At 63.5% G+C, this 14,095-nt stretch carries 13 protein-coding genes; 10 read left to right on the plus strand and 3 right to left on the minus strand.

Annotated elements, in window-relative coordinates; translation table 11 throughout:
• Positions 1-144 precede the first annotated feature (144 nt).
• Both BM175_RS17395 and BM175_RS17400 read left to right on the plus strand, forming a co-directional pair.
• On the plus strand, positions 145-825 hold the full coding sequence (locus BM175_RS17395; RefSeq protein ID WP_090965274.1) for a response regulator transcription factor: 681 nt from the start codon (positions 145-147) through the stop codon (positions 823-825).
• The gene (locus tag BM175_RS17400; RefSeq protein WP_090965276.1) at positions 812-2,221 is read left to right on the plus strand and encodes a sensor histidine kinase; all 1,410 of its coding nucleotides are present in this window, start codon (positions 812-814) and stop codon (positions 2,219-2,221) included. Before BM175_RS17395 ends, BM175_RS17400 begins: the two co-directional genes overlap by 14 nt.
• A gap of 737 nt (positions 2,222-2,958) precedes the next feature.
• Here BM175_RS17400 and BM175_RS17405 read toward each other — a convergent pair.
• Complete coding sequence (locus tag BM175_RS17405) at positions 2,959-3,876, minus strand: hypothetical protein (protein WP_090965278.1); 918 nt, start codon at positions 3,874-3,876, stop codon at positions 2,959-2,961.
• A 78-nt stretch (positions 3,877-3,954) separates the two neighbouring features.
• Positions 3,955-4,662, minus strand: coding sequence for a hypothetical protein (locus BM175_RS17410; protein ID WP_175526893.1), 708 nt, complete (start codon positions 4,660-4,662; stop codon positions 3,955-3,957).
• 384 nt (positions 4,663-5,046) lie between these two features.
• Between BM175_RS17410 and BM175_RS17415 the strand changes: the two genes are divergently transcribed.
• From BM175_RS17415 to BM175_RS17425, 3 genes are all read left to right on the plus strand, one after another.
• The gene (locus BM175_RS17415) at positions 5,047-5,970 is read left to right on the plus strand and encodes a hypothetical protein (RefSeq protein ID WP_139224679.1); all 924 of its coding nucleotides are present in this window, start codon (positions 5,047-5,049) and stop codon (positions 5,968-5,970) included.
• A gap of 19 nt (positions 5,971-5,989) precedes the next feature.
• Positions 5,990-6,226, plus strand: coding sequence for a hypothetical protein (locus BM175_RS17420; RefSeq protein ID WP_090965284.1), 237 nt, complete (start codon positions 5,990-5,992; stop codon positions 6,224-6,226).
• 848 nt (positions 6,227-7,074) lie between these two features.
• Positions 7,075-7,593, plus strand: coding sequence for a TonB-dependent receptor domain-containing protein (locus BM175_RS17425; RefSeq protein ID WP_139224680.1), 519 nt, complete (start codon positions 7,075-7,077; stop codon positions 7,591-7,593).
• Between the two features lie 284 nt (positions 7,594-7,877).
• Here the strand turns inward: BM175_RS17425 and BM175_RS23330 are convergent, their stop codons facing one another.
• Entirely contained in the window at positions 7,878-8,192 is a 315-nt protein-coding gene (locus tag BM175_RS23330; RefSeq protein ID WP_342029294.1) for a helix-turn-helix domain-containing protein, read from the minus strand.
• A 646-nt stretch (positions 8,193-8,838) separates the two neighbouring features.
• Here BM175_RS23330 and BM175_RS17435 point away from each other — a divergent pair.
• The 5 genes from BM175_RS17435 to BM175_RS17455 all read left to right on the plus strand — a co-directional run bounded on the left by BM175_RS17435 (position 8,839) and on the right by BM175_RS17455 (position 13,749).
• On the plus strand, positions 8,839-9,129 hold the full coding sequence (locus BM175_RS17435; RefSeq protein ID WP_090965288.1) for a hypothetical protein: 291 nt from the start codon (positions 8,839-8,841) through the stop codon (positions 9,127-9,129).
• A gap of 70 nt (positions 9,130-9,199) precedes the next feature.
• A complete protein-coding gene (locus BM175_RS17440) occupies positions 9,200-9,457 on the plus strand; it encodes a hypothetical protein (protein WP_090965290.1) in 258 nt (85 codons plus the stop codon).
• Positions 9,454-10,773: a hypothetical protein gene (locus tag BM175_RS17445; protein WP_090965292.1), complete on the plus strand. Its 1,320-nt coding sequence runs from the start codon at positions 9,454-9,456 to the stop codon at positions 10,771-10,773. Before BM175_RS17440 ends, BM175_RS17445 begins: the two co-directional genes overlap by 4 nt.
• 61 nt (positions 10,774-10,834) lie before the next feature.
• Positions 10,835-12,781 (plus strand): AAA family ATPase, encoded by a 1,947-nt coding sequence (locus tag BM175_RS17450; RefSeq protein ID WP_175526894.1) that lies wholly within the window; start codon positions 10,835-10,837, stop codon positions 12,779-12,781.
• Entirely contained in the window at positions 12,778-13,749 is a 972-nt protein-coding gene (locus BM175_RS17455; protein WP_090965296.1) for a 3'-5' exonuclease, read from the plus strand. The genes BM175_RS17450 and BM175_RS17455 overlap by 4 nt, the downstream gene beginning before the upstream one ends.
• The last annotated feature ends 346 nt before the right edge of the window (positions 13,750-14,095 follow it).

Below are 14,095 nucleotides of genomic sequence, written 5' to 3' on the forward strand. Positions count from 1 at the left end.
GGTGTTGGTCACGGGTGCCCTCATAGACCGGCCGCCCCCGGCGTGACGTCGCCGGGATTATACGCTTTCGTATAGTGGGCAGGACGGGCGTGAAGCGGCGCGCGAAGCCCGCTATGGAACGGGCAGGAAAGGGAGACCGACATTGTGAAGGTGCTTCTGGTCGAGGACGACGCATCCACCGCGGCCTATGTCTGCAACGGCCTGCGCGAGGAGGGCCACGAGGTCGACCACGCGCCGCGCGGGGCACTCGGCCTGGAACTCGCCCTGACGCGTCCCTACGACGCGGCTGTGGTCGACCGCATGCTGCCCGACCTCGACGGCCTGTCGCTCCTGAAGGCGGTGCGCGCAGCGGGAAGGCGCACGCCCGCGATCTTCCTGACCGCCGTCGGCGGCGTCGACGACCGGGTGGAGGGGCTGGAAGCGGGCGCCGACGACTATCTCATGAAACCCTTCGCCTTTTCCGAACTGATGGCGCGGCTGAACGCGCTCGCCCGGCGCACCGCCCCGGAGCGGCGCGAGGAGACGGTGCTGGCGATCGCCGACCTCGAGATGAACCTCATCGCGCGCACCGTGGCGCGCGCCGGCCAGGCGATCGACCTGCAGCCGCGCGAGTTCCGCCTGCTCGAGTTCATGATGCGCAACCGGGGCCGCGTCCTCACCCGCACCATGCTGCTCGAGCGGGTCTGGCAGTTCCATTTCGATCCCAAGACCAACGTCGTCGAGACCCATGTCAGCCGCCTGCGCGCCAAGGTGGACCGGCCCTTCGGCGCCGAGATGATCCGCACGGTGCGCGGATCGGGATATCTCATCGATGCGCCTGCCTGACCGCTTCCGCACCATCTCGTTCCGCCTGTCGGTCGGCTACGGGCTCCTGTTCGGCCTCTCGGCCGTCGCCATCATGGCGGTCACCTACGTCGCGGCCAGCACGCAGATGCAGTCGATCGTACGCGCCTCGATCGCCGAGGATCTCGCGCTGTTCCGCCACGGCTTTCGCGAGGGCGGCGAGGGTGGGCTCGTCCAGGAGGTGAACGAACGCGTCGAGAGCGCGGCCGAGGACCGCTTCTTCCTGCTTCTCGGCCCGGACGGACGGAGGATCGCCGGCAATCTGCCGACCGCGGCCTGGGCCCTCGGCCCCACCACCGAGCGCCTCGCGCCCGCAACGCCCGACCGGGCGGAGGAAACCCGGGGCGACACGCTCTACAGCGAGGGGATCGCGCTCGGTGACTTCCGGGTGATGGCCGCCCGACGGTCCGACATCCTGGAGACGATCCGCTCCATCCTCCTGTCGGCGATCCTCACCGGCTGCATGGTCACGGTGGCGCTGGCGCTGGTCGGCGGGATCGTCGTCGGGCTCGGGCCCAGCCGCCGCGTCGACGCGATCGCGGCGACGACCCGGCGGATCGTCGAGGGACGGCTCGACCTGCGCCTGCCCGTGTCGGGCCGCGGCGACGAGCTCGACCGGTTGGCGACCGACATCAACGTCATGCTGGCCCGCATCGAGACGCTGGTGGAAAGCCTGCGTCAGGTCTCCACCGACATCGCCCACGACCTGCGCACCCCGCTTGCGCGGCTGCGGCAGGGGTTGGAGGGGATCGGGCGCACCCGCGACCGGGCCGGTCTGGAGCGCGCGGTGGACGCCGCGGTCGCCGAGACCGATGCCATTATCGAGACCTTCAACGCGCTCCTGCGCATCGCCCAGATCGACGCGGGCGCGCGCAAGGCGCGGTTTCGCCTGGTCGACCTGTCGGACCTCGCCGAGCGGGTCGCCGACGCCTATGGCGAGGTGGCGGTCGACGCCGGGCATCGCCTCGCGACACGGGTCGAGCCCGGCCGCACGGTCCAGGGCGACGCCGACCTCCTGACGCAGCTCCTTGCCAACCTCGTGGAGAACGCGATCACCCACATCCCCGCCCCCGGCGAGATCACGCTCGCCGTAGGGCGCGAGGCGGAGGAGATCGTCCTGGAAGTCGCCGACGACGGGCCGGGCGTGCCGCCGGCTGAGCGCGACAGGATCTTCCGTCGCCTCTACCGGCTCGACCGCAGCCGGTCGACGCCCGGCCACGGCCTCGGCCTCGCGCTGGTCGCCTCGATCGCCGAGCTGCACGGGGGGCGCATCGAGGTGCGCGACGCCGCGCCCGGCCTCGTGATGCGCGTCGTGTTTTCCGACGCTTCGGTGGAGGCGGCGCCGAAACCCGCACGGCTGGGAATCGGCGCGGCCTGAAGCCCGGCCCACCAACGCAGCTGAAGCGAACCGCAGAGACGAAAAAGCCCGCCGGATCGAACCAAGTATCCAGACACATTGAAAGTGAGTCACGTAAACCGCTGAAATCGTTGAATCGTACCTGGTTAAGTGATTCAAACGCCCTCGAGAACCAGCTTCAAGTGATTCAAGCGGGCGCTGCAGTCTCCTTGACGCTCGGGACCGGCGTTTCAAACGAGTCATTCGATCGTGGAAAATCGACTTCAAACGAGTCGGGCCATCGGCGTAGACGCTCCGAGCGAATCAAACGAGTCATGGCAGGGTGCCGCCCTCGAGGCGCCACCTCGTCCGACATCCGATCGGGAAGCGACCCTCCACCTATCCGGGTCGTACTCGGGCGCCGATCCGGCGCTCTTCGAGTGCCCTCAAGCGCCGATCACATCCTCGACCCGTACCAACTTGACACTTGCCAGATTTCTCCTTTGGGCTTAATTCAGATTTGCGCCACATGATGGCGGACGGTTTCTGGCGTTATCCTAATTCGAACCTGAGCCCTTTGGGTGGAACGTTCACTGGATCAAGGCACTGCCTCAGCCAAGTCGTCGAGGGCCTGTAGGCCTGCCAAACCGGGTGATCGCTCCCTTGAGGCGCGAGACTTTGGGGAAAGTGCAGTTGGCTCCACCAACTGATCGATGGAAAACGAAGATAACGTGTGCATGTATCGGGCGGACCTTCGTGTCCGCCCTTTACTTTTCCAGCTATCCCGTCACGACGTCGCTCGAGAAGACGTTGGCGTGGTCGCCCGAAACGAAATGCTCGCCCTTAAGCGCGCAATCGAAGCGCTCGCGCTGCAATTTCTGATTGTCTGCCTTCTGCACGTCGTGCTGGAACCCCGCGTCGATCAGTGGCGTGCCGAACCGGTAACGACCTTCTAGGACGTGGCGCAGACTTGGGGCGTCTGGCTTTCCGTCCGCATCGAGGTGCACGAGTCCCCCATCTTGACCGACGTTGGCCTTCGCGAACACCAGATTGCGTCTATCGACCGCAAACCGCTTCCTCGTACCGCCGGTACGGATGTAGAACTTAGACAACCGTTCGAACGAGAAACGCTCCGACCGTATTCCTCTTTCCACCTCTTCCAGCGTCGAACGTCCTTCCATGAAAGCACGGAAACGTTCCGACAGGTGTCCACCTTCGTCCAGTTGGAAGTTCCGCCCCGGCAGCAGGAGCGCATCGTCGCAACGGCGCGCCTCCAAGCGAAGTCGCATGGCTTCGGCAGGCCCCTGGGCTATCTCCTCCAGTGCCTGCCGTAGGATACGGTTCACCGCTTCCACGTCGTGACGCCAATGCCTACCACCGCGCCAGCCCCAATCGTCGATACGCAGGGCATGAGGCCATACGGCGTGGCCGAACACATCCCATAGCCGATCGCTTCCGTCGGCATGGACGTAGGCCACGACGATCCGACTGGGCGTCGGCACACCGTTACGATCACGCTCCTCGCGAAGTGCGAAGCGAGAGGACAGGATCCCGAGGTCGAGGATCGGACGTTCAACGTAGATGGCGTTGTCCGACGTCGGAAAGGTGCCGGCGACAGCGCTCCAGCGCGGACCGTCGCGATTTCGTATCGTTGCCGCAGCCACCGAGGCCGTCGACTCTGGAAGACCGGCGATCACGAGCAGAGGCGTAGGCCCTGGTGGCCCGCGCATCTCGCCACGCGAACGCACCCTTTCGGGTTCTCCCTTTCCCATGCCCTACGCGTGAGCCATCAGCACTTGCGCCACGTCGGCGGGAATGACCATGCGGTCCAGTATCTCCTTCGGCTGCGCAGCGATCAGCCGGCCAAGCGCATTCGCATGCGTGGTGGGTACGCGCAGATGTTCGCGGTGATGGAAATGGCTCGATGGGACATCGTTCTCGGTGGACCAGGCGAGAAACCTTCGCCACAACTGCTCACGCTCCTGCGGAGAAGCAGTTCGTAGCGACAGCCCCGGATGTCGGTATGCCTCCCCGATCAAGCGTTGATTGGGACCGAGTTCCGCCATCGATGAGACCTTCGAGTATCGGAATGGCGGGACGAGATCGATCGCCACCTGCTCGCCGGAGGCAATCCTTATGCAGAACGCGAGTTGAACCGACTTCGGCAGTCCGTCGAACTTCTCCGCGCTCTCACGCTGCGATGCTACGTGCTGCTGAAGCTCGAGAAGGATCGTACTGGCGATTGCGGCCGGAGCTACGACTTCACTTCCAGGAGTCGTGCCGACGATGCGAATGTCGTCTTCGCCCAGGGAGAGTATCGCCTCCTTCAAGGAGCCGAAGTCCTTCCGGAGGCTCGCGACGAGATCCTTGTTGCGCTGGCCCAGAGTAGATAGCAGCAGCGGAACCTGATGCCCGTCCGCGTAATGCTGAAGGACGATGGCGACGAGCCTCGCCAGCCCCTCATGATTCGCCTGGTCGCTCACGTTCACCTGCCCCCTCGATACTCCGCCAGACTAGTAGCGTGCGCAGCGCATGCGAAACAATACCGTTGTACAGGTGCGTCGTTCCCGTACGGGCGCTCCAAACGAGTCATCCCGGCCTCCGTGACGAGGGTTCGACCGAGATCCGATCGGCGGAGCGATCAGGTATTCGATCCGCCCGTTCTGAGGATTCGACGGCCGTGGGATCACAAGGGAGGCTTCAAGTTCAGTGGCAGGTCTTCGAGGCGGATGACCGAGAACGGCAAGCGGACCGGCGACGATCGTCGCCGTTCGGCGGATCCATCTTGACAGCCCACATTACTCCTTTAACGTGTACCGCAAGGGAAAGCATAGAAATCGTCATTCTCTTGGGCTGAGGACCATGGAATGGTTCGTTCTGGCTGGATATTGCTACTCTTCTCGACGCTTTTCCTACCGGGATGCGCCATACATCCTGTACCACAGGATTATGCGGGGTTAAGTACTTATGCGATCGTAGCCCAGTTTCGCTGCGAGATGCGAGGCGTCCTAAAAGATCGCGTCGTCAATGCAGTTAGATCTCGAAATCTCGACGCTTATCTCGCAGACGACTATGATAGCGGACGAATAGACATAGACGAGTTACGGCATAAAATTAGGGATCCCGACCTCAAAGGAGTTCTCGAGACCTACGCGAATGCGACCATACTCTACGACTTTGCTCTCAACATGACCGAACTCAACAACGTGAGCGGCTCCATCGAGGTCAAGCGGCCTTTCTCGAGAGGGCTCGATCTTATCGGAATCGGCGCCAACGCGGACCACAAGCGACAGAACACCCGGTCCTTCACGATAGAGGATACGTTCTTCAAGCTCTTGAAATACCCCCCTTCGAAATATTGCAGGGATACACGGAACGCACCGAACTTCGATTATCCAATCGCAGGACGCACGCGACTGGAGGATACGGTCAAGACCTTTCTCGATCTGAATCAGTCCGGCAACCTCGGAGATAAGTTAGGGGGCCCCGCGACTCCGACGCTCAGCGACGACCTGCAGTTCACGACGAAGTACGGAGGGAAGCTGTCACCGGATTTCACGAGGAACCCCGTCGACCTCGCTTGGAAGCTGACGAAGATCGGAGGTTCGTATGAGGCCTCCAGGGAGGACTTCCATCGGGTGACCATCGTCCTCTCGATGCCCGTGGCGGGGGATACGCCACTGACGATCGCGGAGACGAGGCGGAACGCACGACTAGCTCTTGAAAAGGCGAATGCCGAGAGAGCGCAGATCAGCCTCGAGCGCATATCGGATCGCATACCAGGTTTCTGAACTAGGAGGACGTCGAGCGATGCCTACAGACAAGAACGTCCGAAGCCTCTTGCAGGTGATGATGATCGCCAAGAGCATCATCGATGCGGGGAGGGCGGAGGAATTCGTCAAAGCCTGCTCGGGGAGGGATGATCTCTTCGTCTTGGCGACGGAAGCGGCCAGAGAGTTCATGGCAACCTTCTTGAATCAGAATTCTATCGATCCTTCACGCATGGAGATGCGGGGCATTGGATATGGCCAGGATCGATGCAGCTAGCCCCGATCCTTGGTCGGTCGACACGAATGGATTCAAGTTCATATTTCGACGCATTGGTCCTATCGAGGCCGCGACGCGATCCTTCAACTACTTCGTCGCATACCGTCTCCGTCGAAGGACGCGCACGTTCGAAGGCATCTACCCAAGGTCGAACGCCATGCCATCGCGACCAAGCTCATGGCCCCGACGGACTCCGCGAATTCGATCTTCAGGCTATGCTTTCGGATGGCTCCGTCCCTGTCCCACGACGACGAACGGAGCCATCAGAGGACCTTTTTGCGAACCGGTCGCGCACCACCCGTACTAGGAGGCCGACGGAGACACGCGCCGCCAAGCCTCATCGCGCAGACCTACCCATGACTCTCTCGCAGCGAGCTTGCCACCGGGTCGCCATAGACGCGCTCCGGTCTCGCCGACAACCTCGTGCGAGAAGTTGAGCGTCGGGCAGTCGTATTACTCGCACGCCGCAGCAGACCCGCATGTTCCGCCAGTAGATCCGCCAACTTGTTTCGTACACCTCGTTCGGAGGAAGATTGGACGAGCGAGCCATCGATCGTCGGTATGGCGTAGCACTCGTCCGACACGACGTTGTACAGCCCTACCCTGATGCCCTCGACGTGAAACGTCCGATATCCTCCGGGAAGAATGGCGATCTGCCGGGCATTCAAGACGAACATGCGACCTTCGCGAGTGGAAACCGTCGCGGCCCCCAGCAGTCCTTGGGCGCGATCTGCAGCCTTCACGTCGATGGTGATCTCCGTGATCGGGCTTCCCCGGTCCGCGCCGTTCGCGTCGATCTTCTCGTAGTGCTTGCGATAGCGATAGCTGGGGCCTGACCCTAGCCATCCGTGGCTGAAATTCAGGGGGTCACGTCAGACGCGACAAACGTCAACTTCCAGGTGCAGTCCGGCGAGATGGAGTCGGAGGGCTTCGAGATCCAGGCCACCGCCTCGATCGTCGATGGCCTCAGCCTGGTCGCCTCCTACACCTATCTCGATCTGACGTTCCTCGAGGGCGACAACGAGGGCAACCTCGTGACCGGCATTCCGCGCCACCAGTTCTCACTGTGGGGGAACTACGAGGCCGTGTCGGGTCCGCTCGACGGGCTCGGGTTCGGGCTCGGCGCCCGCTTCCTCGGCGCCACCGAGGGCAACGGCGCCAACACGCAGCCCGAGAACGGCGCGCGCATCCTGATCGACGCGTCCGCCTCCTACGACTTCGGCGCGGCGGACCAGAGGCTCGAAGGGGTGCGTGCTCAGGTGAACGTCAACAACCTGTTCGACAAGCGCGATGCCCTCTGCAACAACGGCTGCTTCTATCGCGAACAGGGCCGTCAGGTGATAGGCTCGTTGCGCTACCGCTTCTGAGCCCGAGGCGCGGATGGGAAGACTACCAGTTCTTCGCTGGGGCGCTGCCCCGCGAAGATGCCAAGAGGCAAGACCGCTGCTCGGGGCGGCGCGCCGACGGCTTCCGACAAGCCGTCGGCGCGCACCGTCTTGCCTCCGCTCGAACGACCGAAGCCCGGAGGCCACCTCATACCGGATCGACGACGATCTCGTAGCCGAACGTTACTGGAACGGGATTTCGGCGAGCCACCTAAGCCTCGATACGAACGCGGGAATGCCCGCCCCCCGTTCCTCGTCTGCAGAGTTCAATCGGGTTCGCCAAGTCTATCCTCGGCGAACCGTCGTGCACGGGCGGACCTAGCCACGCCCGATCCACCGGCGGGTCCGACCATAAGCGTATCGTTGATGCGGACGAAGACCGCACCTCCCTCCTCAAGGGCTGCGCGAATGGCCGCAATCTTGGAGCGCTTCGGATGCACCAGGCCATTTTCGAAGTCGTTCAACAGCTTGCGCCCACAGCCGGCAATGGAGCACAATTCGTTCTGAGACAACCCGAGCAACGCTCTAGCGGCTCGACATAGGGGACCGTCCAGAAGCTCGGGTTGATCAACGTGCGACATGCATATACCTCATCAGGAAATTCGGTATATGATACACCATGTATCAATCAATGAAGCATGCTGAATTGGTTTTCCACCGTCAACTCCGTTTCCTACAGTCTCGAAGGTAGCAGCCCGGATCGCTGAGGCGTTTCGCGTCTCGCGATGGTCCCAACGTGGCAACCGGACGCACGGGTCTCGGTGCAGGCTTCGCAAGTGCAGGTGAGGAGCGGCCGATCCGAAATCGGGCCGCCATCATTCCTCCGCTCGTTCAGCCTGATCTATAAAAATACACCATGATCCCCCTAGTTCATCACGTGGCGTCATTCGCCGTTCGACGTGTGTCGTCGGTACGGACATCCGCGTTGGATTTGAAAGTCATGCCTCCACAAGCGCACGATGCCGCAATTACGGACGTCGCGGGTCTTTCACGAATTACTCTCAGATGATCCCATGCTCGGTGCATCGATCGTCCCTTGGTCGGCTAGGCTCGCCTCCATGTCGTCGCACGGCTCCTTAACCATGCAGAAAATAATACACCGTGCATCATTTTTCGAGGCAACTTAGCCGAGGACTCGCTGTTCAAGGACCGTAAGAGCAAGCCAAGGGATGCTCGCGGCCGAGCATTCCCTGGCTCTCGCAACTCCAGCACCCGGAGAATCGAGTCATGGACACCCTGTCCCTCGCCGACTTCCAGACCGATAGCCCGATCCACCCGGACGCCGACGTCGTGTCGGACGAATTTCCCTTTCGGGCCTTCAGTCGCGCGCAGCGCGACCTCCTCGAACTCATCCCGATTCCCGGTGCGGCCATAGCGCTCGACGAGGCGCTCCTCGTCGTGGGGAACGATCATGCGCACCCGTACGGACAGATCATCGTCCTGATGAATCGCGGCGTCATCGACGCCGAATACGACGGCGACGTCATCGATCCCGAGATCATCCTGCGCAGGCTCTAGGCCTCGGTACCATCGACGTCCGGAAGACGCACGCGTCCTACCGCCAAACGGCGATCAACGGGAATTCACCATGTCCAAGATCCGTATGCCGCCGAGCGCGACTCGCTCGGTCGGGGAGTCCTGCGCGCATTCCAGCGTGATCGAACTCGACCTCCCGGTCCTCGTCGGCGCGGCCGTCAGGGCCGGACTTCGAAACGATGCGGACCCGGCGCTCCTCGCCGGCATCGTCACCGCACTGCGACGTCATGCGGTCCGTGGGGATCCCGCGTGCGAACTGCTCGCACCCTGGCTCGAACGCCGGATCGCGAACCGGAGCGACGATCGATGATCCGTACCTTCTACACGTCGCCGGCACTTCCGGCGGTCGGCGATCCCGTCCTCGCGGCCCGGATCCGGAAGCACCTCGTCCCGCCTCGCGACGACGAATATTCATCGGCGCCTCCGACGACGGACGTTCCCGATGGATTCGGCGCAGCGGGCGGTTGGGCGCGCCGGTTTCGCGAGGACATGCGAAACTACCTGGACGGCCGCTTGGCCTGGCGCGACGTCGAAGCCAGGATCGTCCTCGACGACGGGAACGGCGCTGGAGCGCTCGATCTGGTGGAGCGGGTCGCGGCGGGGTCGGGACTGCCGGTCCTGCGTTTCGGGCAACTGGATTTCCCGGATCCGGACCTTCCGTACTTGGACGGTATGGCACGCCTGCGCACGAGACTGTCGATGGCGTTCCTGAGACAGCCGACGTTCATCGTCGTCGAGCTCCCGCGACACCGCGCCGACGAACGCGATCCGCAAAGCGGTAGCGGTTCGCCCTTCGCGGAGATCCTGTTCGAGGTTCTCGAGGCGACGAAGCCCCCGGCGGGCTTTCCCGTCGCGACGGTCGTGCCGTCGGCATCGACGGTCCGTGCGGCGCTTCATCATCCGAGCCGACTGGGTCGGACCGTCATCGTGGGGTATCCGAGCGCACGCGACCTGGCTCGAGCGCTTTCGGACGAACTGGGTGTCCTGCCGGCCGAATTCGTCATGCGCTCGATCAGACACCTTCAGAACCGGGCCACCTTCGCCACGGTCGCACATATGGCGAGGGACATCCGGCGACGGGCTCGCGCGTTCGATAGACCGGTTCGGCCCGAGGACCTACTCCACGTCTCGCGCCGCGACGATCGCCCGGCCTCGGAGCGTCTGCGTATCGCGGCGAACGTCGCCGGGCGCCTGGTCCCGCTCCTGCTCGATGGTTCGATACCCGAGTTGGCGACGGTACTGGGCTCAATATCCCTGAGCAGGGAGGCCGGCGATCCCGATGGGCACGATCCGGCGACCAGCGCCATCGTCGACCAAGGGGAACTGTTCCGTCTCTGGGCGGGACGTGCTGCGGAGGAACTCATGACGGGATCCAATTGGACGACGAGGACGGGAACTCGCTGCCGCTCCGAGATCGACGGCCGCGCCTTCCCGGACATCGAAAGGGACCAGGTGGAGGTGGAATCCGCCTACGCCCACGCGGACGCGATCACTCTGATATCCGGACGGATCGCGGAGGTCGCGGAACTGACCGCGATGCTCCTGGAGCGGCTCTCGCTGGACCGAAACGAACTCGACGACTTCGCCCGCAGGACCGGACTGATCCGAGACGCACCCGCGGATTGAGCATGCGGTCCTCATGGAAACCAAACCATCTACCAGTTCGGTGCCGACAGCGGAGTACGACATGATCGACTATCTGTCCGAGTTCCAGTTCGACGAAGTCCCTGCGAGGGACGGCGGCAGCGCGGTCGACCGCCTCCGTCCATGTGCGCGTCACGTCTTCGAGAGATTATCGGAGGCCTCGCAGGTAGCAAGGGCGCGTCTCGCGGGAGAGCAGACGGCCTTCGTCGTGCTCGTGGTCCACGACCCCACTTGGTTGCCATCCGCTCGGGACGCCGTTGAATCGTTCCTTCGGAACCACGGAAAGGGCGACGGCCGGCATCACAGGAACATGATCCTGGCCGAGAGTACGAACCGTGAGGACCTTCCGATCCGGTCCATCACGCGACACCTTCACGAATGCTCCGTCGCCCTCTGCACGGAGAAGCCGATCTCGGCCATTCCCCAGCCGATCCTGGCTATCGCGGACTTCCTCCACACCGTGAGCCCTATGGAGGCATGCGACATGACGACGGTCCTGCGTCGCCGCTTCCCGAGTTGGTACGGTGAGTGGCCCGAGGATCATGCACCGCGGTCGCTGGATCCCCATTGGATCGATCTCGTCGTCGAACGGTCGTCCGACGCAGAGGTGGCAATAGCGACGCTCACCGGCTCCGACGGGTTCGGATCATCGGAACGGAAGGCGATCGGACCGACGGCGCGGACGATCGTACCGTTCGAGAGCATCGTGGGCTACGGAGCGGCGAAGGATTGGGGCCTGTGCGCCGCAAACGACATGGCGGCGTACGGGGCGGGCGACCTTCCATGGTCCGAGGTGCATGGGGGCGCACTGTTGACCGGCCCACCCGGAACGGGAAAGTCCATGTTCGCCGAGTCCTTGGCCGCACATATCGGCTGCTACTTCAGGGCGACGTCCTTCGCCGAGTGGCAGGCGACGGGTACGGGGCACCTCGGCGACGTGACGAAGAAGATGAGGGCGATATTCCAGGAGGCCGCGGAGAACGTCCCTGCGATGGTCTTCATCGACGAGATCGACAGCCTGCCCAGACGCAGTTCGGGCCATTCCCACTCCGACTACTGGAACGCGGTCGTGAACTGCCTGCTCGAATTGCTCGACGGTGTCGGCCGCAAGGACGGGATCCTGATCGTCGCCGCCTGCAATTCGCCCGATGGGCTGGATCCAGCTCTCGTACGCTCCGGCCGCTTGGATCGCGTATTCCGGATCGGGTTGCCCGACGAGCATGCCCTTCGCGGCATCCTCGCGGCGCAGCTCGGTCCAACGGTCGCGCGCGAGGAGATCGAACCAATATCGACCTCGCTGGCGGGAACCGTCTCCGGGGCCGACGCCTCGCGGATGGCGCGCGAGGCGAGGAGCGTCGCCAGACGCGCCGGAAGATCGGTTACGTCCGCCGATCTCGCTGCCGTCGCGCTGCCGGCCGAGACGCGTCCCGCCCCCATCGTGTGGAGAGTAGCCGTCCATGAGGCCTCGCACGCTGTCGTCGCCATGGCGACCGGCCAGCTTCCGCTCTCCCTCTCGATCGTCGCGAGCGAGGACATGGGTGGCAAGGTGGTATTCCAGCCTCGTTGGGAAGCGAGGACGGTCGATGACTTCCGCCGTGTGCTGATACCGATCCTTGCGGGACGGGCCGGCGAGGCTCTCATCCTCGGAGAACCGTCCGCCGGAGCGGGAGGTGGCGGGGACTCCGATCTGGCCATAGCGACGCGCTATCTCGCTACCCTCGATGGATCGTCGGGCTTGGGCACCTCCCTCGCGACCACCGATGCGGCAGATGGACAGTTCGTCGAACTGCAGCTTCGACGGATCGACGCGGAGGCACGATTCCTTGTCCTGCGGCACCGCGAGAAGATCGTCGAGCTCGCTCGCGAGGCGATGACTCACCGCGTCTTGGGCAGCCGTGCCCTCAAGGCATTCGCCGAGCGTCATGCCTTCGAGGTCTCCACGACACCACCGTCCCCGAACAACCGAGACGAAGACGAGCTGAAGCTATGAACGATCGCAAGCATGCGTCCTTCGACGCCGTACTTCCCTCTCGTCTCGCCGCATCCCAGGCCGGACGCCGTCTGCACGGCCCGCGCCTCGAGAACCAGGCTCGCGAGCTCGAGGCCACTGGCCTCTATCGCATCCTGCGACGCCTACAGCCTCGCCCCGACCTCGGACCGGACGATCGCCCGACGGACGGCATTCGTAGGACCGCCATCGTCCTCGACACCGAGACGACCGGACTGGACCCAGAAACGGACGAGATCGTCGAACTCGCGATGATCGCCGTCACCTACGACGACGACGGCATCCGCGACGTGGTTGAGAGGTTCGAAGGCCTGCAGGAGCCGACCATTCCCTTGTCGGATGAGGTGCGCCTCATCACAGGCCTCGATTCGGATCGGCTGGCAGGGCAGCGGATCGACGTGGCGGGCGCCGAGGCCTTCGCCGAGCGTGCGGACCTCGTGATCGCACACAACGCGGCCTTCGACCTCGGCTTCTGCCGCAGGCTCCTGCCGAATCTGGCCAAGCGCCGCTGGGCATGTTCGGTACGGGACATCGACTGGAAGTCGTTTGGTGCCGAGAGCTCGAAGCTGTCGTCGGTTCTCGCCCGCGTCGGGATGTTTCACGATGCGCATCGGGCGATGGCCGACTGCGATGCGCTCGTAGAGGCACTGGCTGCGGATCGCTGGTCGCGGTCCGAGCGAAAGCCGTTCCGCCAGCTGCTGAGGCAGGCGAGCGAGCAGAAGGTGCAGATCGTAGCCGTCGGACCGACCTTCGACTGGCGCGACCAGCTGAAGTCGCGCGGCTATAGATGGTGTCCCGGCTCTCCGGGAAGGACTAGAGGCTGGACGATCGTCCTGGCTCGGAATGACGCGGAGCGGGAACTGATATGGTTGAACTCCACCGTCTACGCTCGCGACGGCGCTCCCATCGTCACCGGCCTCGAACGGATGGACCGAGCCGATGAAGCATAGTTCGTCACGATGGTAAGGCGCGGCGGCACCTTCGACAGCCCGTTGCTGGATCGATTCGAAAAATTAAGGCAGCATTCGCTCGAGTAGACCAGATGCGCAGGCGCAAGTGATGACGCACCACTGGCTGACCGGTACATTCGTCGTCGTGTCGTTTCCGAGCGTAGCTCAGCTCCGTCGACACGCCGGACCTGGAACACTCCGGATTGGACGTCGCTACCGCCTTCTCAACGCAGCTCCTTCTCGAGCACTGTCTTGACCTCTTCATAGTCTTCTATATCCAGATAATCGTTCAGAACCGCAAGAGTATACTCAAGAAACTCCCTGCGTATGGACATGCGAAATTGCT

It is taken from the genome of Aureimonas phyllosphaerae, assembly GCF_900113065.1.
GTDB classification, from domain to species: Bacteria; Pseudomonadota; Alphaproteobacteria; order Rhizobiales; family Rhizobiaceae; genus Aureimonas; species Aureimonas phyllosphaerae.